The 24,562-nt window shown below is 50.9% G+C and carries 20 protein-coding genes and 1 pseudogene; 18 read left to right on the plus strand and 3 right to left on the minus strand.

What is annotated here, in order from left to right:
- Positions 1-10 precede the first annotated feature (10 nt).
- On the plus strand, positions 11-634 hold the full coding sequence (locus PGS38_RS01495; RefSeq protein ID WP_055265193.1) for a hypothetical protein: 624 nt from the start codon (positions 11-13) through the stop codon (positions 632-634).
- Here the strand turns inward: PGS38_RS01495 and PGS38_RS01500 are convergent.
- Positions 608-1,558 carry a nucleoside recognition domain-containing protein gene (locus PGS38_RS01500; protein ID WP_118659156.1) on the minus strand — a complete coding sequence of 317 codons (951 nt, stop codon included), beginning with the start codon at positions 1,556-1,558 and terminating at the stop codon, positions 608-610. The two genes, PGS38_RS01495 and PGS38_RS01500, sit on opposite strands and share 27 nt — an antisense overlap.
- A gap of 76 nt (positions 1,559-1,634) precedes the next feature.
- Here PGS38_RS01500 and PGS38_RS01505 point away from each other — a divergent pair, with 76 nt between their 5' ends.
- The 14 genes and pseudogenes from PGS38_RS01505 to hisI all read left to right on the plus strand — a co-directional run.
- Entirely contained in the window at positions 1,635-3,095 is a 1,461-nt protein-coding gene (locus PGS38_RS01505; RefSeq protein WP_082424449.1) for an aminoacyl-histidine dipeptidase, read from the plus strand.
- Positions 3,096-3,253: 158 nt separating this feature from the next.
- Positions 3,254-4,066 (plus strand): GTP pyrophosphokinase, encoded by an 813-nt coding sequence (locus PGS38_RS01510; protein WP_118659157.1) that lies wholly within the window; start codon positions 3,254-3,256, stop codon positions 4,064-4,066.
- 24 nt (positions 4,067-4,090) lie between these two features.
- Positions 4,091-5,464: an RsmB/NOP family class I SAM-dependent RNA methyltransferase gene (locus PGS38_RS01515; RefSeq protein WP_055218352.1), complete on the plus strand. Its 1,374-nt coding sequence runs from the start codon at positions 4,091-4,093 to the stop codon at positions 5,462-5,464.
- Positions 5,461-6,219 carry a pseudouridine synthase gene (locus PGS38_RS01520; RefSeq protein ID WP_119188455.1) on the plus strand — a complete coding sequence of 253 codons (759 nt, stop codon included), beginning with the start codon at positions 5,461-5,463 and terminating at the stop codon, positions 6,217-6,219. The genes PGS38_RS01515 and PGS38_RS01520 overlap by 4 nt, the downstream gene beginning before the upstream one ends.
- Before the next feature lie 3 nt (positions 6,220-6,222).
- Positions 6,223-8,166 (plus strand): YgiQ family radical SAM protein, encoded by a 1,944-nt coding sequence (locus PGS38_RS01525; RefSeq protein WP_055226360.1) that lies wholly within the window; start codon positions 6,223-6,225, stop codon positions 8,164-8,166.
- Between the two features lie 51 nt (positions 8,167-8,217).
- Entirely contained in the window at positions 8,218-8,835 is a 618-nt protein-coding gene (locus PGS38_RS01530; protein ID WP_118659158.1) for a DUF4191 family protein, read from the plus strand.
- 12 nt (positions 8,836-8,847) lie between these two features.
- Positions 8,848-9,834, plus strand: a complete 987-nt coding sequence (locus PGS38_RS01535) for an RluA family pseudouridine synthase (protein WP_055226359.1) — start codon at positions 8,848-8,850, stop codon at positions 9,832-9,834.
- Positions 9,831-10,409 carry a signal peptidase I gene (gene lepB, locus PGS38_RS01540; protein WP_022461878.1) on the plus strand — a complete coding sequence of 193 codons (579 nt, stop codon included), beginning with the start codon at positions 9,831-9,833 and terminating at the stop codon, positions 10,407-10,409. The genes PGS38_RS01535 and lepB overlap by 4 nt, the downstream gene beginning before the upstream one ends.
- 25 nt (positions 10,410-10,434) lie before the next feature.
- Positions 10,435-10,983, plus strand: a complete 549-nt coding sequence (locus tag PGS38_RS01545; RefSeq protein WP_117509155.1) for a Holliday junction resolvase RecU — start codon at positions 10,435-10,437, stop codon at positions 10,981-10,983.
- A 107-nt stretch (positions 10,984-11,090) separates the two neighbouring features.
- Positions 11,091-12,332 carry an ATP phosphoribosyltransferase regulatory subunit gene (gene hisZ, locus PGS38_RS01550; RefSeq protein ID WP_118600646.1) on the plus strand — a complete coding sequence of 414 codons (1,242 nt, stop codon included), beginning with the start codon at positions 11,091-11,093 and terminating at the stop codon, positions 12,330-12,332.
- A gap of 21 nt (positions 12,333-12,353) precedes the next feature.
- On the plus strand, positions 12,354-12,992 hold the full coding sequence (hisG, locus tag PGS38_RS01555; RefSeq protein WP_022461875.1) for an ATP phosphoribosyltransferase: 639 nt from the start codon (positions 12,354-12,356) through the stop codon (positions 12,990-12,992).
- Positions 12,989-14,287 (plus strand): histidinol dehydrogenase, encoded by a 1,299-nt coding sequence (gene hisD, locus PGS38_RS01560; protein WP_118659159.1) that lies wholly within the window; start codon positions 12,989-12,991, stop codon positions 14,285-14,287. Before hisG ends, hisD begins: the two co-directional genes overlap by 4 nt.
- Entirely contained in the window at positions 14,288-14,878 is a 591-nt protein-coding gene (hisB, locus tag PGS38_RS01565) for an imidazoleglycerol-phosphate dehydratase HisB (RefSeq protein WP_118600648.1), read from the plus strand. It abuts the gene before it with no gap.
- 55 nt (positions 14,879-14,933) lie between these two features.
- A pseudogene (gene hisI, locus PGS38_RS01570) lies at positions 14,934-15,248 on the plus strand (phosphoribosyl-AMP cyclohydrolase); the annotation flags it as partial.
- Between the two features lie 98 nt (positions 15,249-15,346).
- Here the strand turns inward: hisI and PGS38_RS01575 are convergent.
- A complete protein-coding gene (locus tag PGS38_RS01575; protein ID WP_118594792.1) occupies positions 15,347-16,762 on the minus strand; it encodes an NCS2 family permease in 1,416 nt (471 codons plus the stop codon).
- Positions 16,763-17,074: 312 nt separating this feature from the next.
- Between PGS38_RS01575 and PGS38_RS01580 the strand changes: the two genes are divergently transcribed.
- Positions 17,075-18,736, plus strand: a complete 1,662-nt coding sequence (locus PGS38_RS01580) for a Na/Pi cotransporter family protein (RefSeq protein WP_055265183.1) — start codon at positions 17,075-17,077, stop codon at positions 18,734-18,736.
- A gap of 118 nt (positions 18,737-18,854) precedes the next feature.
- On the opposite strand, the gene PGS38_RS01585 is transcribed toward PGS38_RS01580, so the two are convergent.
- A complete protein-coding gene (locus tag PGS38_RS01585; RefSeq protein ID WP_118594762.1) occupies positions 18,855-20,333 on the minus strand; it encodes a S1C family serine protease in 1,479 nt (492 codons plus the stop codon).
- Between the two features lie 213 nt (positions 20,334-20,546).
- On the opposite strand from PGS38_RS01585, the gene PGS38_RS01590 reads away from it, so the two are divergent.
- Positions 20,547-22,076 carry an ASKHA domain-containing protein gene (locus PGS38_RS01590; RefSeq protein ID WP_117508985.1) on the plus strand — a complete coding sequence of 510 codons (1,530 nt, stop codon included), beginning with the start codon at positions 20,547-20,549 and terminating at the stop codon, positions 22,074-22,076.
- 76 nt (positions 22,077-22,152) lie between these two features.
- Complete coding sequence (gene feoB / locus PGS38_RS01595; protein ID WP_055265179.1) at positions 22,153-24,498, plus strand: ferrous iron transport protein B; 2,346 nt, start codon at positions 22,153-22,155, stop codon at positions 24,496-24,498.
- Positions 24,499-24,562 lie beyond the last annotated feature (64 nt).

A 24,562-nucleotide genomic window follows, 5' to 3' on the forward strand; every position in this document is an offset into this window, starting at 1 on the left:
GAGAATTAAAATGAGCAGCAGAATTGAACAGATCATCGAAGAAATTGAGGAGTATGTAGAGAGCTGTAAATATCAGCCGCTGTCTACCACCAAAATCGTTGTAAATAAAGAAGAATTAGAAGAGCTTCTCCGTGAGCTCCGTCTGAAAACACCGGACGAGATCAAACGGTACCAGAAGATCATCAGCAACAAAGATGCGATTCTGGCAGATGCACAGAACAAGGCAGATGCCATCATTGCAGAGGCACAGGCAAAGGCAAGAGAGATGGTAGAGCAGAGTGAAGTGATGCAGTCAGCATACGCACAGGCAAATGAGACCGTCAACAATGCAAACCAGCAGGCACAGGAAATCCTGGATGCTGCAACCAACGATGCCAACAGCATCCGTCTCGGTGCCATCGGATATACCGATGATATGCTTGCCAACTTAAGCAATATTATGACGACTGCATTAAACGATGCAGGAGAGAAATACAACAGCTTTGTAGAATCCCTGACAAGCTGCTACAATACCGTTGTTCAGAACAGAAGTGAGCTCTCCCCGCAGGGTGCTCCGGAAGAAGAGCAGCCAGAGGAAGAAGTTGTCGTACCGGAATATGATCCGGCATCAGAAGAGGAAAGCGAAGAGGAATAAACCAAGCGTTCCTGCGAAAGCAGCACAGCAGAGCTTCCCGGCAAGATAAGGCCAGAGGGGCAGACCGCTGTTATGGATCATACAGTTTGTCTGGGCAGCGACAGAGAGACCGCCGAAGGCGGCGCAGGTAAGGACAGCAGAGACTTTTCCGGCGTAAGGAAGAGAGGACGCGGCAAGCTGTGCGATTCCCGTCGTGATTTCCAGCACGCCGCAGAGCAGGGGCGAGGCGGAACCAAACGGATGCAGATCCATCAGAAGTCCGGACAGAATGGAAAACAGGATGATGTATCCGCCAAGCTGTGTAATGATTTCAAATCCGTTCATGATAGAGGTGTCCAGCAGGTTTCCTTTGGAAGTCTGTTTTGACATCTCTTTTTTTTCCATGGAATGTGTCCGATGGGCGGTGTGCCGGTGCAGGCGGAAGCGGCGGAAAACAAGCCGGAACAGAAAACCAGTTAGAAAATTGGAACCGTAAAGCACGCCGAAGACGAAGCCGGGATGGATCTGTCCGGAAAACGCAGTTAAGATAACATAGGAAGACAGAAAGGCAGGACTCGGACTGCTGCAGAAGGTTAAAAGATAGCACGCTTCGTTCCGGTCAATTTCTTCTGCCTCATAGAGCTGGGCAGTGATGCGCGCTCCCATGGGAAAACCGCAGAAAAGACCGAGAAAAAGTGCATAAAACCCAGCCGGGGAAAGACCGAAAACCGTTTGAAAAAAAACTTCTGCACGGGCAGAGATCCGCCGTGCGGCTCCTGTTTCCAGAAGAAGAGATGTCAGAATCAGAAACGGCAGAAGTGACGGAAGAATGGTATGAAACCAGAGATTGACACCCTCGCAGGCATAGAAAAAAGTCCGCGCGGGAAAGATAAGAAGACAGAAAAAAAGAAGCAGGGAAGAGAGAAATAAAAGTGATTTTTTCATGACGTTCGAACCTCCTCCCGCTTTCTAAAATAGAGTATGACGAAGCTTTGAAAAAAAGAAGATGGGAGAAGAAAAAATGAGCGTATTAGCAGGATTAAAACCAGAACGTGTATTTTATTATTTTGAAGAGCTCTGCCGCATTCCGCACGGCTCCGGAAACACAAAAGAAGTGAGCGACTATCTGGTTCAGTTTGCAAGGGACCATGAATTATCCTGGTATCAGGATGCGTCCAACAACGTGGTCATCCGCCGCCCGGCATCGAAGGGATGTGAATTGGCTCCGACCGTGATTCTGCAGGGCCACTGCGATATGGTCTGCGAGAAGAAGCCGGGCAGCAGCCACGATTTTACGAAGGACGGCCTTGAGCTTCACATCGACGGCGATGAGATTTATGCCAGGGACACGACGCTTGGCGGAGACGACGGAATTGCCGTTGCCTATATGCTGGCTGTGCTGGAATCGGATGATCTGCAGCTTCCGGCCATCGAGGCACTGATTACGACGGATGAAGAGATCGGACTGCTCGGCGCAGCAGCATTAAACGGGAATGAATTAAAGGGAAGAACACTGTTAAATATGGATTCTGAAGAGGAAGGCATTCTCACTGTATCATGCGCAGGCGGTATGACAGCCATGATGGATCTGCCGGTGCGCAGAAGCGAAGTGATGGGTGAGCAGATGGAAGTGACGATTTCCGGTCTTGCCGGTGGCCATTCCGGTACGGAAATCCACAAAAACCGTGCCAACTCCAACATTCTGGCGGGCCGTTTCCTGTACGAACTGGCAGGAAAGATGGATTATGCCCTGATCGAGCTGGAGGGCGGTTTAAAAGACAACGCCATTCCGCGGACAACCCGCATGCTTCTTGCCATCGACGGCGGAGAGAAAGAGATCTTAAAAGAGGAAGCATCACGCTTCACCGAAAATCTTTGCAGAGAGTACAGCGGAACAGATGACGGTATTACCGTTACGGTAGAGAAAACAGGCGAGGGCGCTGCACCGGCGCTTCATCCGGTCAGCCTGCAGAAAACCGTCTTTTTCCTGATGAATCTTCCGAACGGGGTACAGAAGATGAGCGGCCAGATCCCGGGACTGGTGGAAACATCCCTGAACCTCGGTATTCTGAAATTAGAGCCGGATCACCTGCATGCGTGTGCAAGTGTGCGGAGCTCCGTGGGAAGTGCAAAGGAAGCCCTTTCCGACAAGCTGGAGTATCTGATCGGTTTCCTGGGCGGTGAGTTCCACGTAGAGGGCGCGTACCCGGCATGGGAGTATAAAGAGGATTCTGCCCTCCGCGATCTGATGGTGGCGGAATATGAAGCCATGTATGGACAGAAACCGGCAGTGGAAGCGATTCATGCCGGACTGGAATGCGGTCTGTTCTATGAAAAGCTTTCCGGTCTTGACTGTGTATCTTTCGGCCCGAACATGAAAGCAATCCACACGACCGAGGAGCGGCTTTCGATTTCCTCCGTGGAGAGAACGTATCAGTACCTGTGCCGCGTTCTGGAGCAGCTTTCGAAACGGCAGGCATAAAAAACTGCCCGTGTCTATTTCAAAAAAGTTTCTGAAAAACAGTCATAAAACAGAAAAGACAGGCATAAAGTAACAGGGTGGGGATTGAATTTCCAAAGCGTTTACCATCCGATAAGAAAAATGGCTGAAAGCAGGAGCAAAAAAGGAGATTAGGGGACATGGATATACTGTTATGGCATGAGATTCTGGAACCATACGAGCTGGCTGTCAAGGAATTACAGGTGAAATTCCGGCATCTGATCAAGGAGCACCACGGAAAAGGGCTGTACTCACCGATCGAGAGCGTGAGCGGCCGTGTGAAGAGTGTTTCCAGTATTCTGGAAAAAATGCAGAGAAAGGGCATTGTGCCCGAAGAGATGGAGGAGCAGGTGGAGGATATCGCGGGCATCCGCATCATCTGCCAGTTCGTTGAAGATATCGAAAAGGTTGCCGACCTGATCCAGAAGCGGTCGGATATTGAGATTAAGAGCGAGAAAGACTACATCCGCCACATGAAGGACAGCGGTTACCGGAGCTATCACCTCATTGTTTACTATACCGTGGAGACGATGAACGGCCCGAAGCGCATCCAGGTGGAAATCCAGATCCGCACGATGGCGATGGATTTCTGGGCGACGATTGAGCACTCGCTGCAGTACAAATATAAGGCAAACATTCCGGATCACATCCGGGAGCGCTTAAGTGCAGCTGCAAAGGCGATTATTGTGCTGGATAATGAGATGTCCTCTGTGCGGAGTGAGATTATGGATGCACAGAATTCCTCCCAGATACAGCGGAATCTGATCACGGATATCCTGAATAATATCGAGAATCTTTACAAGGTGACGAACAAACGCGAAATAGAAAAAATTCAGGATGAGTTTTATCACATCTATGCGCAGAACGATCTGCAGGAGTTAAAACGGTTCCACAAAGAACTGGATCTAATTGCAGAGGGATACCGCGCACAGGCAATTACAGACGAACTTTAGAACAAAAGGGGATAAACGGATATGATCACACTGCCGGAAGCCTTTGAGCAGGAGATGAAACAGCTGCTCGGTGAGGAAGAATATGAGGCATACCGCAAGACATTTGACGAGGCGGTACATAGAGGACTGCGGGTAAACAACGGAAAAATTTCGACAGAAGAGTTTCTTAGGCGGACCGATATTCCGCTTAAGAAGGTTCCGTGGATCCCAAATGGATTTTATTACGATGAAGAGAGCTGCAATCCGGCAAAGGATGCCGATTACTATGCGGGCCTGTATTATCTGCAGGAGCCGAGTGCGATGACACCGGCATCCCGCCTTCCAATTGAGCCGGATGACCGTGTGCTCGATCTCTGTGCGGCACCGGGCGGAAAGGCAACGGAGCTGGGAAGCCGGATCGGTGAGGGCGGCATGCTGCTGGCAAACGATATCAGCAATTCGCGGGCGAAGGCGCTGCTGCGCAACCTGGAAATCCAGGGAGTGGGACGTCTTCTCGTGACGAGCGAGGATCCGGAAAAATTAGTAACCTTGTATCCGGCCTTTTTTGACAAGATCCTTCTTGACGCGCCGTGCTCTGGGGAGGGCATGTTCCGAAAAGAGAGCTCAATGCTGCGCTACTACAGTGAAAATGGGCCGGAGCATTATGTGCCGATCCAGAAAAAACTGATCGAGCAGGCGTATCAGATGCTTGCAGAGGGCGGAGAGCTGCTGTACTCTACCTGTACGTTTTCTGTAAAGGAGAACGAAGAGGTCATCGCAGGGCTGCTGGATGCGCATCCGGATATGGAAGTGCAGGAAATTACCCCGGGTTACGAAGGGTTTGCGCCGGGAGTATCCGTGAATGGCCGCGATCTTTCCCGGTGCGTTCATATTTTCCCGCAGCGGATGGAGGGAGAAGGCCATTTCGTGGCGCTCCTGAAAAAGCAGGGAGAGAGCCGGAAACGGCAGCCGTCCCGCCTTTTGGAAACGACAAAGAAGCTGCCGAAAGAGGCGGAAGAGTTTCTTGCTGGCGTGCGCGTGGACTGGAAGAATGGTTCGTTTGCCCTTGTGAAAGACCAGCTCTATTTTCTGCCGGAAGGTGTCTGTGCGGCAAAGGGTCTGCGCTATCTGCGGACCGGACTTTCGCTTGGCACCGTAAAGAAAAACCGCTTCGAGCCGTCCCAGGCGCTGGCGGCGTATCTGAAAAAAGAAGAATACGTTTCGTGTTTGACCATTCCCAAGGGAGATGACCGTGTCATGCGCTACTTAAAGGGTGAGACACTCTCGTTTTCCGAAGAAGAGTGTCAGGGGAAAAAGGGCTGGGTGCTTGTGTGCCTGGATGATTTCCCACTTGGCTGGGGAAAAATAAACAACGGAACGTTAAAGAATAAATATTATGCAGGATGGCGGATGGTATGAGTAAATTACGACTCGATAAATATCTGGCGGACATGGGTGTGGGAACACGCCAGGAAGTAAAGGCCCTGATCCGGAAGGGACGGGTGGCCGTAGACGGAATTACGGCAAAAGCCTCGGAACTGAAAGTCGACCCGGATGAAGCGCAGGTGACTGTGGACGGAAACAGCATTTCCTATGTGAAAATGGAATACTGGATGCTCCACAAACCGGCGGGTGTCGTCTCTGCGACGGAGGACCGCCGTGACCGGACCGTACTCGATCTTTTAAGTGATGCGGCAAGAAAAGACCTCTTTCCGGTCGGACGGCTCGACAAGGACACCGAAGGGCTGCTGCTGATTACGAACGACGGAGCCCTTTCCCACCGGCTGCTCTCTCCGAAATCGCATGTCTCGAAAGTGTATGAGGCCGTGATTGACGGAAAAGTGACAGAAGAAGATCGGCAGGCATTTGCCGAAGGGCTCGACATTGGGGACGACAAACCGACACTTCCGGCCGAGCTTACCATTCTGGAAACGACAGAAAAAGAGCCTGGCATTTTTGAAAGCCGGATCCGCATTACCATCTGTGAGGGCCGCTTCCACCAGATCAAGCGCATGTTTGAGAAGGTCGGAAAAACGGTCGTCTATTTGAAACGGCTGTCGATGGGGAGCCTGAAACTTGATCCGGCGCTGCCAAAGGGCAGTGCCCGTCTCCTGACGCAGGAAGAAAAAGCGGCGCTTGGCATAGCGGACGCCGAAACACAGAAAGGAAAGTAAAGCATGCCTTTTTTACCAATTACAAGAGAAGAGATGAAGGAACGGGGAATCGAACAGTTTGACTTTGTCTATGTCATCGGAGATGCCTACGTGGACCATTCCTCGTTCGGACCGGCAATCATCAGCCGTGTGCTCGAGGCGAACGGCTATTCCGTCGGCATCATCTCACAGCCGGACTGGAAGGACGAGAACAGCATTTCGATTTTCGGTGAACCGCGTCTTGGCTTTCTTGTCTCTTCCGGAAATATGGATTCCATGGTCAACCATTATACCGTGGCGAAAAAGCACCGAAAAACAGATGCCTTTACGCCGGGCGGTGTCATGGGAAAACGGCCGGACCGCGCGGTTACCGTGTACGGCAATCTGATCCGGAGAACGTATAAACATACACCGATGATCCTCGGCGGCATCGAGGCATCGCTCCGGCGCCTTTCGCATTACGATTACTGGTCTGACCAGGTGCGCCGCTCCGTCCTTCTCGATTCCGGTGCGGATCTGATTTCGTACGGAATGGGAGAACTTTCGATCGTAGCGATTGCAGATGCACTTGCGGCCGGCATTGACGTTCATGATGTCACCTTTATTCCGGGAACCGTTTATCGGAGCAAAACGCTGGATCACCTGATTGACCCGGTGGTGCTGCCGTCATTCGAGGAGGTGCGGGAGAGCAAGCGGACGTATGCGGAGAGCTTTGCGATTCAGTATAAAAATACCGATGCCATCAATGCGAAGCCGATGGCAGAGCCGTATGAGGGCCAGGGCTACATTGTACAGAATCCGCCTTCCCGTCCTTTGACAGAGCAGGAGATGGATGATGTCTATGCGCTTCCATACATGCGCGCCTATCACCCAAGCTATGAAAAAGACGGCGGTGTGCCGGCGCTTGGGGAAATCAAATACAGTCTGACGAGCAACCGCGGCTGCTTTGGATCCTGCAGTTTCTGCGCGCTGACGTTCCACGAGGGACGCGTTGTGCAGACAAGAAGCCACGAATCCATTCTGGCGGAAGCGCGGCAGATGGTTCAGGAAAAAGAATTTAAAGGCTATATTCACGATGTCGGCGGCCCGACGGCGGATTTCCGCGGTCCGGCATGCAAAAAGCAGCTCACCAAAGGCGCCTGCCCGAACCGGAACTGTCTCTTCCCGGAGCCGTGTAAAAATATGGTGGCAGATCACAGAGATTATGTGAAGCTGCTGCGGGAATTAAAAGACATTCCGGGCGTGAAGAAAGTCTTTATCCGCTCCGGCATCCGTTTTGACTATGTCCTGGCCGATAAAGACCAGACGTTCCTTTCCGAGCTGGTAAAGGATCACGTCAGCGGTCAGCTCCGCGTTGCGCCGGAGCACGTTTCGAACCGTGTGCTTTCCTATATGGGAAAACCGCGCCACGAAGTATATCAGGAATTTATCCGCCGCTTCGATGCGTGCAACAAAAAGACGGGGAAGCAGCAGTACGCACTTCCGTATTTTATGTCGTCCCATCCGGGGTGTGACTTGGAGGATGCGGTGGAGCTTGCCGAGTACATCCGCGATATGGGATTTATCCCGGAGCAGGCACAGGACTTCTATCCGACGCCTTCCACACTTTCCACCTGTATGTACTATACCGGTCTTGACCCGCGGACGATGGATCCGGTTTACGTGCCGAAATCGCCGCATGAGAAGGCGATGCAGCGTGCGCTGATTCAGTACCGGAATCCGGAGAACTATGAGCTCGTCTGCGAGGCACTGCGCCGGACACACCGGGAGGATCTGATCGGATTCGGACCGAAATGTCTCGTACGACCGAGAAAGATGGCCGGGGAGGCAGGAAAACCGTCAAGAGGAAAAGGGTCCAACGGAAAAGGCTTTGGCCAGAAGACGGCGAATGACCGTTCCGGACAGGGAAAAGCCAAAACAGGCGGACGGCCGAAAAAGACGCTCCGCAACGTGCACAAAAAGAAATAAACACGCAGAAGATGAGCGGGGATCTTATCGAAGAAGGGAAATGACAGAAGAATGAAGATCAGAAAAGGGGATTACGGCTATATCCGCCGGGAAAAGAAAAAAAGACTGCTTGTGACACTGGGACTGTTCGTCCTTCCGGCCATCGTTTTTATTGTCGGGCTTGTGCTTGCAGACGGAAACAAGAGCAACATTTTTACGGTTGTCGCCGTAGTAGGCTGTCTGCCGGGCTGCCGCGCCGCCGTCGGTTTTATCATGATGGTTATGCAAAAGTCAGTGGACAAAGCAGTGTACGATGCCATTGAGGCAAAAAAAGGAAAACTGCTGATGGGATATGAAATGTATATCACACAGGAAAAATCGAGTCTGATGATCGAAGCAGCGGCGTTCTGCGGTGAGGAGATCGCCTGCTACACCACGCGCGCCAAAGACCAGAAACAGATCGAGGACTGCGCTACGTATCTGAACAAGATCATCCGTGCCAACGGCTACAAATGCCATGTGAAGATTTTTGATCGGGAAAAAGCATTTCTGGAGCGCCTCGATTCCCTGAACCGCAACTACGATGAGCTGGAAAAGGGCGCCAGTGAAAACTTCAAACCGGATGAGCGGTACCCGGATCTGTCCCGCACGGAACTGGTGAAACACACGATGCTGGCGCTGGCACTGTAGGAGACCATTGCTATGAGAGAACTGACCGTGACAGAAAAAGACTGCGCGCAGCAGCTCATCAAATATCTGTCCAAATATATGGAGGAGGCGCCAAAGAGTTTCTTCTATAAAATGCTGCGAAAGAAAAACATTGTGCTGAACCAGAAAAAGGCGGACGGCAGTGAAAAGCTGAAAACAGGCGATACGATCCGGCTGTATCTGGCGGAAGAGACCATCGAAAAATTTCGGAAAACACCGGAAAAACCGGCGGCTGGAAAACAGGTAAAGTATCCGAAGCTGGATATCGTCTATGAAGACGAAAAAGTAATTTTCCTGAACAAGCCGGCAGGTGTCCTCTCACAGAAGGCGAAAGAGACGGATGTGAGCCTTACCGAAGCGCTCGGCGCCTATCTTTCGGAAAAAAATGCCGGGGAGGAGACCATGTTCCGCGCCGGACTCTGCAATCGTCTGGACCGGAACACCAGCGGTCTGATTCTTGCCGGAAAAACCGTTGCGGCGACGCAGCAGCTTTCAGAACTGATCGCAGAGCGGGCTGTTGGAAAATACTATCTGACGGTTGTAAAAGGAACCGTGACAGAGACAGAGCGGATCCGCGGATATCTCACAAAAAATGAGAGGACAAACCGTGTTTCGATTCAGAGAGAGCAGCAGGGAGATGCTGTTTACATAGAAACCGCATACCGGCCGCTCTGTGCCGGAAGAGGCTGTACGCTGCTGGAGGTTGAGCTGGTGACCGGAAAGAGCCATCAGATCCGCAGCCATCTCGCGAGCATCGGTCATCCGCTTGCGGGAGATACGAAATACGGGGATGCGGAGTTTAACCGCCGCTTCCGGGAAAAATACGGACTGAAATACCAACTTCTCCATTCGTGGAAGGCGGTATTTCCAGAGCTTACGGGCACCTTATCGGATCTGTCCGGAAAAACCTTTACAGCGCCCCTGCCATCATCCGTGCGCCGGATTTTACAGGGAGAACATTTGACGGGAGAAGGATTATGAGCCGAAAAGACAACGAAAAGAAAGAAACAAAACCAAGAAAAACGGAGGAGACGAGCATCGGACGGGAAATCTGGGAATATGTAAAAATGATCGCCATTGTCGTGGCAGTCGTTGTTTTTGTGGAGCAGGTCATTGTCATCAACGCAAGAATCCCGTCTCCTTCCATGGAAAACACGATTATGACCGGAGACCAGATCTTCGGTAACCGCCTTGCTTATGTAAAGAGCGATCCGCAGCGGTATGACATCGTTATTTTCTATTATCCGGACGACGAGAAGCAGAAGTTTATCAAGCGCGTCATCGGACTGCCGGGAGAGACGGTTACGATCCGCGACGGAAAGGTGTATATCAACGATTCCACCGAGCCGCTGCGCGATGATTTCTGCCCGGAAACACCGGTCGGCGATTTCGGACCGTATGAGGTGCCGGAGGGCTGCTACTTTATGCTCGGCGACAACCGGAACGTATCAAAGGATTCCCGCTACTGGCTGAATCCGTACGTAGAGAAAGACAAGATCATCGGCAAGGCCTTTCTGCGCTACTGGCCGCTGAACAAAATTTCTCTGATTGAATAAGAACAGAACGAAGACGAGGACAGGAATTATGGCATGGACATCGAGGGGACTCCGCGGATCAACGTTGGAGGAAATGATCAACCGCACAAACGAGCAGTACCGTGACAAGCATCTGGCACTGATCCAGAAGGTGCCGACGCCGATCACCCCGATCAAAATAGATAAGGAGAGCAGACACATCACGCTGGCTTATTTTGAAAAGAAGAGTACCGTTGATTACATCGGCGCTGTACAGGGCATTCCCGTCTGCTTCGATGCCAAAGAGTGCAAAACGGATTCCTTTCCGCTCGCAAACATCCACGAGCACCAGGTCACGTTTATGAAAGATTTCGAGCAGCAGGGGGGGATTTCCTTCCTGCTGCTGTATTTTACGGCGCGGGACGAATATTATTACCTGCGGTATGAGACGATGAAAACCTTCTGGGACCGCGGACAGAACGGCGGAAAGAAGCATTTTTCCTACACCGAGCTTGAAACGTCATTCTTCCTTCCCAGAACGGGAAGCAGCGTTCTCGTCCCGTACCTGAACGGAATCCAGAAGGATCTGGAGATACGGGATTCGAAAGCGGATTAAAATTTTGAGTTGACAGGGAAAATGTTTTCCGATATACTAACCATAGTTTTAAATTCAATATGGTAATATGGTAGTGAACTAAAGCGAAAAAGTGAGGACAACAAAACATGGATCGATTAATTCATACCCCGGAAGGCGTCCGGGATGTCTACAATCAGGAATGTACGAAAAAATTATACCTGGAGAATCAGATTGAGCAGGTATTTCATGCGTTTGGATATCAGGATATTGAAACACCGACGTTCGAGTTTTTTGATGTATTCGGAAGAGAAGTGGGAACAACACCGTCCCGCGAGCTCTACAAATTCTTTGACCGCGACGGCAACACCCTTGTGCTCCGTCCGGACTTTACCCCGTCGATTGCACGCGCAGCCTCCATGTATTTCATGGAAGAGACGATGCCGATCCGCCTTTGCTACAGAGGAAGCAGCTTCGTCAACAGCAGCAGCTATCAGGGCCGCTTAAAAGAGTCCACCCAGATGGGCGTCGAGCTCTTAAACGATGATTCCGCAATGGCAGACGCAGAGATCATTGCGATGACCGTAAAAGTTATGCTGGATGCCGGTCTTACCGATTTCCAGATCAGCATCGGCCACGTAGGTTTCTTCCAGGCGCTCGCCGAGGAAGCTGCGCTCGCCGAGGATGTTCTGAACGAATTAAAAGAACTGATTTCCATTAAAAATCATTTTGGCGCCGAGGAGCTGCTGGCAAAACAGAACCTTCGAAGTGATCTGTTTGAAGCACTCCGTGATGTTCCGCAACTGTTCGGAAATGCAGAGATTCTCGAAAAGGCAAAAGGCCTTACAAGAAATCCGGCGGCAAGAGAGGCACTCGATCGTCTGGCTACGATCTATGAGATCGTTAAAGATTACGGCTATGAAAAATACGTCTTCTTCGATCTCGGCCTTTTAAGCAAATTCCATTACTACACCGGTATTATTTTCCAGGCCTACACCTACGGCACCGGCGAGCCGATCGTAAAAGGCGGCCGCTACGATGCACTGCTGCAGCACTTCGGAAAGAAAGCGCCGGCGATCGGATTCTGTACTGTCATGGAATCTCTGATGAATGCACTGGAGCGCCAGAAAATTTCTCTTCCGATTGCCAATACGAAAACGATGCTGCTCTACCCGGATTTTCTTCAGCCGCTGGCCGTAAAACTTGCTAACGAGCACAGAAGCAAGGGCATGGATGTCGCGCTGGTCTGCTTTGCAAGGGACAAGGTTCTTGCAGATTATGAAGAATACGGCAGAAAGAACCAGTTCGGCGGCATTGTCTATATTCAGAAGAGCGATTCGGTGCTTGCTATCGATTTGTCGACAGGAGAAGTACAGCCGGTGGAGCTGTAGGAGAGGAAGGGTACGAAAAAGATGAGATATTTGACCATTGCACTGACAAAAGGACGCCTGGCGTACCAGACGCTGGAGCTGCTGGAAAAAGTCGGCATCACCTGCGATGAAATGAAAAATAAAGATACGAGAAAGCTGATTTTCACGGACGAAGAGCATAAGCTCCGTTTCTTCCTCGCCAAAGGTCCGGATGTGCCGACCTATGTGGAGTACGGCGCAGCGGATATCGGAATCGTCGGAAAGGACACGATTCTGGAGGAAGGAAGACGCCTCTACGAGGTATTGGACCTTGGCTACGGCAAGTGCCGCATGTGTGTCTGCGGACCGGAGTCCGCGCGTGAGCTGCTGCAGCACAACCAGCAGATCCGTGTGGCAACGAAGTACCCAAACATTGCCAAGGATTACTTCTACAACCGCAAGCACCAGACCGTTGAGATGATCAAGCTGAACGGCTCGATCGAGCTGGCACCGATTGTCGGACTTTCCGAAGTGATTGTGGATATTGTAGAGACAGGAAGCACTTTACGGGAAAACGGCCTGACCGTTCTCGAGGAGGTCTGCCCGCTGTCTGCGCGCATGGTTGTCAACCAGGTGAGCATGCGGATGGAAAATGAGAGAATTACCAAATTAATTCAGGATCTGAAAGGAGCACTGGTATGAGAATCGTAAAACTGACAAAAGAGACCACAGAAAATATTCTGGAGAATATGCTGAAACGAAGCCCGACACAGTACGGAACGTACGAGGCTTCCGTGCAGGAGATCATTGAGAATGTAAAAACAAGAAAAGACGCAGCCGTTTTCGAATATACCGAGAAATTCGACCACGCGGTACTCGATGCTTCTACCGTAGAAGTAACACAGGAAGAGATTGATGAGGCGTACAACATCGTAGATCCAGAGCTGATCGGTGTCATCCGCAGATCCATGAAAAATATCCGTGAGTTCCACGAAAAACAGAAACAGAACAGCTGGTTCACCTCTACCGAGAACGGAACGATGCTTGGCCAGAAGCTGACCGCCCTGAACCGTGTCGGCGTATACGTTCCGGGAGGAAAGGCAGCGTATCCGTCCTCTGTTCTGATGAACATTCTTCCGGCAAAAGTGGCAGGAGTCAAAGAAATCTGCATGACAACGCCGTGCGGCAGAGACGGAAAAGTCAACCCGGTTGTCCTTGCGGCAGCAAAAGAAGCCGGTGCGGACCGCGTCTTTAAAATCGGCGGTGCACAGGCAATTGCAGCCCTTGCTTACGGAACCGAGAGCATTCCAAAAGTCGATAAAATCGTAGGACCTGGAAACATCTACGTTGCCCTTGCAAAGAAAGCCGTATACGGAAATGTCAGCATCGACTCCATCGCAGGCCCAAGTGAGATTCTTGTCCTTGCTGATGAGACTGCAAATCCGCGGTTCGTGGCAGCCGATCTCTTAAGCCAGGCTGAGCATGATGAGCTTGCAAGTGCGATCCTCATTACCACCTCCCAGGAACTGGCAGAGAAGGTAAGTGAAGAGGTAAACGGTTTCTTAAAAGTCCTCTCCAGAAGCGACATCATCTCCAAATCACTGGACAACTTCGGCTACATCCTTGTCACCGATTCGCATCAGGAAGCGATCGACACCGTAGATGCCATCGCACCGGAGCACCTCGAGATCGTGACGAAGAACCCGTTTGAGGATATGATGAAGGTACATAACGCCGGTGCTATTTTCCTCGGCGAGAACTCCAGCGAGCCTCTCGGTGACTATTTTGCCGGCCCGAACCATATCCTGCCGACGAACGGAACCGCAAAATTCTTCTCCCCGCTGTCCGTAGACGATTTCGTGAAGAAATCCAGCATCATCTATTATTCCAGAGAAGCCCTTTCCGAGATCCACGAGGATATCGAGAGCTTTGCAAAATCAGAGAGCTTGACGGCACACGCCAATTCGATTGCCGTCCGTTTTGAGGGGGAAGAGTAAGTGGAGAACAGAACAGCCAGCGTAGAACGCGTGACAAAAGAAACAAAGATCCGCATGACATTAAATCTGGATGGAACGGGAAAGAGCGACATCCACACCGGCATCGGCTTTTTTGACCATATGCTCGACGGCTTTGCCCGCCACGGTCTTTTCGACCTTTCCGTTTCTGTAGATGGAGACCTTGATATAGACGGCCACCACACGATCGAGGACACCGGTATCGTGCTCGGAACTGCAATCCGCGAGGCAGTCGGCGACAAACAGGGCATCCGCCGCTACGGCGACAGAATCCTTCCGATGGACGAGACACTGGTGCTCTCGGCCGTTGACCTCTGCGGCAGACCGTATCTCTCTTTCCAGGCAGAATTTACGCGGGAGAAAGTAGGAGAGATGGAGACCGAGATGGTAAAAGAATTCTTCTACGCCGTTTCCTATGCGGCGCAGATGAATCTGCATATCAAAGTGCTTGACGGCGGAAATAACCACCACATCATCGAGGCGATGTTCAAAGCATTTGCGAAGGCACTCGATGAGGCAACTTCCTTCGATCCGAGAATTGCCGGCGTGCTCTCGACCAAGGGCAGCCTGTAAGAGCAGAAAAAGAGGAGAACAAGACATGAAACAAGCATTAAAATGTGATTTTACCTGGGCGGATTTTAAGACAAACAGCGACGGCATGGTTCCGGTTGTTGTACAGGATGCGGAAAATGACGAAGTGCTGATGCTCGCCTACATGAATGAAGAAGCGTTTGAGACGACACTGCGCCTTGGAAAAATGACGTACTGGAGCAGAAGCCGCAATGAGCTCTGGACGAAAGGACTGAGCTCCGGCCATGTGCAGTATGTAAAACAGCTTCTGATTGACTGCGACAACGATACAATTCTTGCCAAAGTAGAACAGGTCGGCGCAGCGTGCCACACCGGAAACCGTACCTGCTTTTACCGGACCCTGGCAGAATAAAAATTTTTGATTCAGAGCATAAAAAGAGCTCCTGTTTCACAGAATAAAATCTGTAGGACAGGAGCCTTTTTATGCAGTTCTGTATCGTTAAAAAGCCATTACAGAAGAAGGTATTTTAAGATAAACAGAACAGCCAGGATGTACATGATCACGCTGATCTTTTTTTCTTTTGCTTTTCCGCTCAGGATCTGGATTGCAACGTAGGAGATAACTCCCATGGCAATACCTTCGGAAATGCTGTAGAAGAATGGCATTGCTCCGATGCAGATGTAGCACGGAATCGCCTCGGAAAGATCGCTGAAATCAATGTTGACTACGTTGGTCAGCATGTAGAAGCCTACCACGATCAGTGCCGGAGCCGTTGCAAAGGACGGGATGGCAAGGAAGATCGGGGAGAGGAACAGAGCGAGGCCGAAGAGGATTGCAGTGGTAACAGCGGTAAGACCGGTACGGCCGCCTTCGGAAACGCCGGAAGCACTCTCAACGAAAGTCGTTGTGGTAGAAGTACCAAGAACAGCACCTGCGCAGGTAGCAACAGCATCTGCCATCAGCGCGCCCTTGATGCGCGGAAGTTTTCCGTTTTTGTCGAGCATGTTTGCCTTGGAAGATACACCGATCAGAGTTCCGATGGTATCAAACATATCGACAAACAGGAATGCAAACATGATCACGAAGAACTCGCCTGTTTTCAGAATGGAGAAATCCAGTTTTCCGAAAATCGGGGCAAGGCTTGGAATGGAAAGTCCGTTGGAAAAATCCGGGAACAGGCTGTAGAAGCCGTTTGCCGGGTTCGGAACGTAGAGACCGCATGCCTGGCAGATCATGCCGAGGATCCAGGTTGCAAGAATTCCCCAGAGGATGTTTCCCTTTACATTGCGTACGACAAGAACGGCGGTGAGGATAACACCGATGACTGCGAGCAGAACGGTGATTCCGACATCGTTAAACGTTCCTGCCACATACTCTGTTCCGTTTAATGTGGCTGCAGACTGCAGGTTGGCATTGTAGGAAGACAGGGAATAGAGGCCTGCCACGGTTGAAGAGTTCGACAGTACAATTTTTGCATTCTGAAGTCCGATGAATGCGATGAACAGACCGATGCCGACGCTGACTGCAGATTTCAGGCTGACCGGAATGGAGTTGAAGATCGCCTCACGGACGTTGGTCAGAGAAAGTACAATAAAGATGATACCTTCTGCAAAAACGGCGGTCAGGGCTGCCTGCCAGCTATATCCGTAGCCGAGAACAACGGTGTAGGCGAAATAGGCGTTGAGGCCCATTCCTGGTGCCAGAGCGAATGGATAATTGGCGAAAAGTGCCATGAGCAGGGTGCCAAGGAAGGCTGCCAGAGCCGTTGCGGTAAAGACAGCGCCGTGGTCCATGCCGGTGGAGGAAAGGATGTTCGGGTTGACGGCAAGAATGTACGCCATCGTCATGAACGTGGTGACACCGGCGATGATCTCGGTTTTGACCGTTGTTCCATTTTCCCGCAGCTTGAATGTGTTTTCCATCAGCTTGCTAAACTTTTCCATAGTTTTCTCTCCTTTTGAATTTTGTAGGCGGAAATGTCGCCTCATAATATGGAAACATCCTAAATGTTACAATATTATCAAGTAGAATGCAAGAAAGAAACGAAAAGAATCTGAAAATTTCTTGTCGAAATTTTTAATTTTTCTATAGACAAATGTCATGATTTCTTTTATGATAAAAAAGGTGTCTTGTAAAATCTGCGTTAAGGAAATGTAAAATATTGAGACCAAAACATGAAAATGCTTTGACAGGGATTTTGAAAAGACATCAGAAAAAGACAAGGAAGAAAAAAGAATATGAGTGTAATAGTGTCTTTGATGGGCGGTCTGGGCTTCTTCTTATATGGAATGAAGCTGATGAGTGAAGGACTGCAGAAGGTTGCCGGATCCAAGATGAGAAGCATTCTGGAGGTATTTACGAAGAACCGTGTGATCGGTCTTCTGGTCGGTATTTTCTTTACCGCGCTGATTCAGTCCTCCAACGCTACAACCGTTATGGTGGTCAGCTTCGTAAACTCCGGTCTGATGAAACTGGCACAGGCTCCTGGAATTATCCTCGGAGCAAACATCGGTACGACAGTTACCGGACAGCTGATTGCGTTTGACCTTGCGGATATCGCGCCGCTGTTTGTCATCATCGGTGTTCTGATGGTTATGTTCGTAAAGAACAATCTGACGATCAGCCGTCTCGGCGAGGTTATCTTGGGATTTGGTATTCTGTTTATGGGTATCTCCGGTATCTCAGGAGCCCTGAACGAAGCAAAAGAGATCCCGGCAGTCGTTAACGCCCTCGGATCCCTGACGAATCCGTTTCTTGCGTTCTTAGTCGGCTGGGTGGCTACCGCGATTCTGCAGAGTAACTCTGCAACGGTCGGAATCATCATGCTTCTTGCAAGAGAGGGCTTGATGGGACTTCCGATCTGTCTGTTTATGATGCTTGGATGCAACATCGGATGTACGATGTCCGCGATTCTTGCCAGCTTCGGCTGCAAAAAAGATGCAAAACGTGCGGCATGTGTCCACCTGCTGTTCAACATCTCCGGAACGATTGTCTGCTCCATTATTTTCCTGCTGTTTGGAAAACAGGTAGTTGACTTCTTTATGGGTATTTCCGGAAACGAAGCAGGCCGTATGATCGCAAATGCAAACTCGATCATCAAAGTATGCCAGGTACTCCTGATGCTGCCGTTTACCCCGCTTCTGGTGAAGGCAACGTACTTTATCATCCGCGGAAATGACGAGGAAGACAAAAAGTTCGAGCTTGCCTACATCAGCTCGAAACATGCGATGTCCCCGACGACTGCAGTTCTGCAGGCTGTCCGTGAGATGGAGCGTATGGCACAGATGGCAGAGACCAACCTGATTCGCGCGATGAATACGCTGGTGACCCGCGATCAGAAAGAAATCGACGAGGTCTACCGTGTCGAGGAAAATATTAATTTCCTGAACAAAGAGATTACGAACTATCTGGTTCACTTAAATCAGGCATCGCTGCCGACATCAGACGTTATGCGCATCGGTGCGCTGTTCCATGTGGTCAATGATATCGAGCGGATTGGTGATCATGCCGAAAATGTCGCAGATTCTGCTGTGCAGATGACGAATGACAATGTGACCTTCAGCAAACAGGGCGAACTGGATCTTTCCGAGATGCTGGATATGGTATTAAAAATTCTCGATGAGTCGATCGAAATGTTTGCAAAGAATGATCTGCAGCACCTGCAGGAGATCATTGATATTGAAAATTCCATTGATCAGGAGGAGCGGGATCTGCAGCAGAAGCATGTAGAGCGTCTGACCCGCAACGAATGTACGCCGGAAGCCGGCATGATCTTCTCCGATCTTGTATCCGGACTCGAGCGTGTCGCGGACCATGCAACCAATATTGCATTCTCCATTCTGGATGAAGATCCGGAAGAGAAAGCAGCCCGCGAGGCAGTTGCAGGAGCAGAAAAATAAGAAATGGATTAAGAGAATAGGAGAAAGGCCCCGAAACATTGGAGTTATGTTTCGGGGCCTTTCTTTCATGCTTATGATGTTTTTTATTTATGGATTTCTTTCACGGGAGAGCGGGCAGTCAGATCGAAGGAGTAGCGGAGGTCAGGGTATTTCCTCCCTCTGCAGAGCGGGATGAACCCGCATTCTGCTGGGAATCGCTCTGCTGATCATCCGAAGAGCTGATGCTCGTTCCGAGGGTCAGGGAGAAGGTCTTTGTCTCATAGGATCCGTTGTCTGGAACCTGTACTTCCACCTCGACGGTTTCGCCGGCAGAGTAATACTGCAGCAGGGATTTCAGCTCGCTGGTGGAGGTGATGGAATGTCCGTCAAAGCTGGTCAGAACGTATCCGGATTTCAGACCTGCATTTTCAGCGGCACCGCCGGAGGTTACTTCGGAGATATAGATGCCGGCCGGCATATTGTATGCCTGCTGGATCTGGCTGCTGACATCGAGGCATTTGATGCCGATCGTTCCCTGATCTTCTGCGGCAACCTTTGTTCTGGTCTGCTCATTCATCAGATTTTCAATGATATCGGAAACACGGGAGACCGGGATTGCATAGCCCATGCCCTCTACCTCTGTAGAAGCAAGTTTTGCGGAGTTGATACCGATGACCTCTCCGTTCATGTTCAGAAGAGCGCCGCCGCTGTTGCCAGGGTTGATGGCTGCATCGGTCTGTAAGTAGGTCTTTCCGGTTGTATCAGTGGAAGAAGTATCTGCCGTTGTTCCATCGGAGCTTCCGTCAGAAGAGGAATCGCTGTCGATCACACGGTTTGCAGCACTGATGATACCGGTCGTAACGGACTGGCCGTAGCCGAGTGCGTTGCCGATCGCAACGACCTGCTCGCCGACCTCAACGGAATCAGAATCGCCCATCGTGGCAACAGCGATGCTGCTCATCGTGTCATCCGGGATCTCGGAGAGCGGAACGGCGATGACGGCAAGATCGTTATCGGCATCGGTACCTTTGATATTTGCCTTGCAGACCTGATTGTTTACAAAACTAACAGAAAGAGTATCGGCATCTTCTACTACATGGTTATTGGTGACGATCAGAAGCTCGGTGTCATTCTTTCCGATGATGATACCGGAACCGCAGCTTGTGGTCTCCTCGGTCTGCGGAGTCTGGGCACCGTAACCGAACATGCTGAAGTAGTTCTGTACTTCCTGTACGGACTGGTTTGTGATGGAGACGATCGACGGCATTGCGTTTTTCGCAATCGTGGAAACATCCATCGTTCCGGTGGAAGTGGAGCTTGAGGATGTGGCAGCGGCTTTTAAGAGGCTGCTGTTGGAAGTCGTCTGCTGTGCAGTGGTTGTTGTTGCAGTGGCTGTCGTGCTTCCGGCAAAGTGGTTGACTGCCTGGAAGGTACCGCCGGCAACACCGCCGAACAGAACTGCGCTTAAGGCGATGGCTCCGATTTTTTTTGCAAGCTTAGCAGCTTTTTTGTTTTTGGAAGAAGGTTTCTTTCCGTTGAAGCTGTTCTGCTCTGCTGCCATCATGTTCTCATTATTGGTTTCGTTTTCGTTATTGTAGTTGTTTCTGTAGTCCATCATAATAAATGCTTCCTTTCTGGTATCTGTATTTTAAACTGTGTTCCGGAATCGGCTTCCGGTTTTGTTTGCTTCCTTTTTTGTTTCTATGCTTTGCAGTATAATGGGAATCTGTGATGGAAATGTAGTAAAAATGTGAAAAAAATAAGTTCTCTGGAAAAGAGAAAAGTGCTACAATAAGAAACAGAAAAATGATCAGGAAATGAGGAAGTAATAATGAATAGAGGAATAACACAGAAACAGTATCTGGGGTTGGTCCCGCCGACGGAGGAGGACGCCCGCTCCAGCCAGATGCGGATACTGGATGCATTAAAAGAGAAAGGAATCACCGCATCATTTACCCTTCCAGCGCTGCAGAAACTGTATCCCATCTGCGATGAGGCAGACTATAACATAACGGTTTCCCTCGCATGGAATGGAAGCATCTGGCAGGTGGTTGATCTGGAAGCGGGCGATACAGCAGCAGAGCATTACGGCTATGCCGCTGATCTTGGAAGTACGACCGTCGTTGTGCGCCTGGTAAACTGCAGCGACGGTACTGTGCTTGCCGAGGAGAGCGAATACAACCGCCAGACTGCCTATGGAACCGATATTCTGACGAGAATCTTTGCCTGTAAGGATAAACCGGAGGTACTGCAGGACATCCGTGCGTGTACGATGGAGACATTTACACTGCTCTTTGAAAAACTTCGCCAAAAGACAGGAATTGCGCCGTCGGATGTTCTCTCAATGGTCGTATCCGGCAACACAACGATGATCCATTTCCTGCTGGGACTGGATCCGTTCTGCGTCTTTTCATCCCCGTACGCCGTGCGCGCAGACCGCGTCGGATTCCTTCCGGCGAAAGAGATGGGATTTCCCATGAAGGGATGTGTCTACTGCGTGCCGGGAAAATCCAATTACCTGGGCGGTGATATATTAAGCGGTATGATCGCAACGGAACTCTATAAAAAAGAAACGATCAGCGTTTTTTTTGATATCGGAACGAACGGCGAGCTTGTCGTCGGAAACCGGGAATTTCTGCTCTGCGGCGCAGGCGCTGCCGGTCCGGCGCTCGAGGGCGGCGTGGTCAAAACCGGCATGCGAGCTGCAGAAGGCGCTGTTGATACGGTAAAAATAGAAGACGGGAAAATCCAGTGCCATGTAATCGGAGAGGGTAAGCCAAAGGGCATCTGCGGTTCCGGCATTATCGATCTGCTCGCGGAATTATTCCTAAATGGCTGGATCAACCTGTTCGGTACCCTGCAGCCGGAGCGGTCCGAAAAGATCAAGGAAGACCCGGAGACGGGAGAGTGGTGCGTTGAATATAGTGAAGGGCTGTGCTTCTATCAGAGTGATATCGCCGAATTCCTTCGTACAAAGTCAGCGGCCTACACGATGGTTGAGTACATGATGCGTGAATCCGGCATTTCCATGGAAGAAATTGACCGGTTTTACGCGGCTGGTGCATTTGGAAAGCACGTTTCAAAGGAATCCGCCATCACGATCGGCATGTACCCGGATATGGACCGCAGCCGCCTGATCTGCGCCGGAAATACGTCGCTTGCGGGAGCAGAAAAAATCCTGCTGGATCGGACCTGCATCGACGATATTGACCGCATTCTGGACGAGATGGTCTACATCCAGTTCGGCCAGGTCGCCGCTTTCATCTCTATGATGAAAGCGGCCCAGGCAATCCCACACACGGATCTGGAGCTGTTTCCGAGTGTACAGAAGAAGCTCGAAGAAAAACAAAAAGAGAAATAATGGCAATTGCTTGACCGCAGTCGAATTGTGTCATATACTTACTATTGATAATGAGAATCAATAAGGAGTGAAATATATGACACTGAAAGAACTGCCGATCGGCAAAACAGCGACCGTCCGCACGGTAGGAGGAGAGGGCGCGCTGCGGCAGCACTTCCTAGATATGGGAATCATTCCGGGGGCGGAAGTGACGATGGTAAAGTATGCACCGATGGGAGACCCTGTGGAAGTGCGGATTCACAGCTATGAACTGACACTCCGCCTCGCCGATGCCGGACGGATTGCCATTGATGAGATGCGGGACGCTGTAAAAGAAAAAGAGCAGCCGGATGCGAAAGCAATTCCGCATCCCGGCTTTGGAGAGGGCGGAAAGTACCACAATAAGGCAGAGGAGCATCCGCTGCCGGAAGGAGAGCTGTTGTCCTTTGCGCTGGCCGGAAACCAGAACTGCGGCAAGACCACCCTGTTCAACCAATTAACGGGATCCAACCAGCACGTCGGAAACTTCCCCGGCGTGACCGTAGACCGGAAGGACGGTGAAATCCGCGGCCAGAAAAACACGCTGGTCACCGATCTTCCCGGCATTTATTCGATGTCGCCGTATTCAAGCGAAGAGATCGTCACCCGGAATTTCGTTCTGAACGAGCATCCGCGCGGCATCATCAATATTGTAGATGCGACAAATATCGAACGAAACCTGTATCTGACGATGCAGCTGATGGAACTCGACGTTCCGATGGTACTGGCCCTCAACATGATGGATGAGGTACGCGAAAACGGCGGTTCTGTGCTCGTGAACCAGATGGAAGAGAGACTTGGCATCCCGGTTATCCCGATTTCCGCTGCAAAAAACGAGGGAATCGATGAACTGGTTGCCCATGCTGTCCATGTGGCCAAATACCAGGAAAAACCGGGCAGAAAGGACTTCTGTGAGGCGAATGACCACGGCGGTGCCGTCCACCGTGCGTTGCATGCGATCATGCATCTGATCGAGGATCACGCCGCAAGGGCGGATATTCCGGTGCGGTTTGCGGCGAGCAAGCTGGCAGAGGGCGATGCGCTGATCCTGGAGCAGCTGGCCCTCGATGAAAACGAGAAAGAGATGCTCGAGCATATCGTCTGTCAGATGGAGACGGAGCGTGGCCTGGACCGCGCGGCGGCGATTGCGGATATGCGTTTTAATTTTATTGAAAAAGTCTGCCGTGAGACCGTGGTAAAACCAAAAGAGAGCCGCGAGCATGTGCGGAGCACAAAAATTGACCGTGTGCTGACCGGAAAATATACGGCTCTGCCATGTTTTGCCGGGATTATGGCGGCTGTCTTTTTCCTGACCTTCCATGTGATCGGAGCATCGCTGCAGAGTGTGCTGGAGGTTCTGATCGGAAAACTGACCGAGCTCGTGGACAGCGCCATGACAGCATGGGGCGTCAATCCGGTGCTTCATTCCCTTGTGATTGACGGTATTTTTAACGGCGTCGGAAGTGTCTTAAGCTTCCTTCCGATCATCGTCACCCTGTTTTTCTTCCTGTCCATTCTGGAAGACAGCGGCTATATGGCGCGCGTGGCATTTGTGATGGATAAGCTGCTCCGGAAAATCGGCCTCTCCGGCCGCAGTATCGTGCCGATGCTGGTCGGTTTTGGCTGTACCGTGCCGGGCGTCATGGCGAGCCGCACCCTGCCTTCCGAGCGTGACCGGAAAATGACGATCCTATTAACTCCGTTTATGAGCTGTTCGGCAAAACTTCCGATTTACGCGTTCTTTACCGCCGCATTCTTCCCGAAATACAGTGCCCTTGTGATGGTTCTTCTGTATTTCGGTGGTATCTTCATGGCTGTCCTGATGGCGATGCTGATGCAGGGAACTTTATTCCAGGGGGAAGCCGTTCCGTTTGTCATGGAGCTTCCAAACTACCGCATGCCGGGGGCAAAAAATGTCGGACAGCTTTTGTGGGATAAGGCAAAAGACTTCCTGCAACGGGCATTCACCGTCATTTTTGTTGCCACGATTGTGATCTGGTTTTTACAGACCTTTGGAACGCATCTCAATGTCGTGGAGGACTCCAAGGACAGCATTCTCGCCGTTGTCTCCGGCCGTCTCGCCCCGGTTTTTCGGCCGCTTGGATTTGGAGACTGGAGAGTATCGACCGCCCTTCTAACCGGATTTATGGCAAAGGAGAGTGTCGTCTCGACACTTTCCGTACTGTTCGGCACGACCGCGCAGCTGACCGAAATCCTGACACCGGTTTCCGCATTAAGCCTTCTGGTTTTCTGCCTCCTCTATACGCCGTGTGTGGCGGCAGTCGCTTCCATCAAGCGGGAGCTTGGCGGCAGATGGGCAGCCGGTGTTGTCGTTTCCCAGTGTGTGATCGCCTGGCTGGCAGCTTTTGTCGTACATGGCTTTGCACTGCTGTTTGGCATGTAAAAAAGAACGTTAAATAAGAAAAGCTCTGCAGAACAGAAAATGCAAAATTCTGATCTGCAGAGCT

The organism is Fusicatenibacter saccharivorans, from assembly GCF_027667425.1.
Lineage (GTDB): Bacteria > Bacillota > Clostridia > Lachnospirales > Lachnospiraceae > Fusicatenibacter > Fusicatenibacter saccharivorans.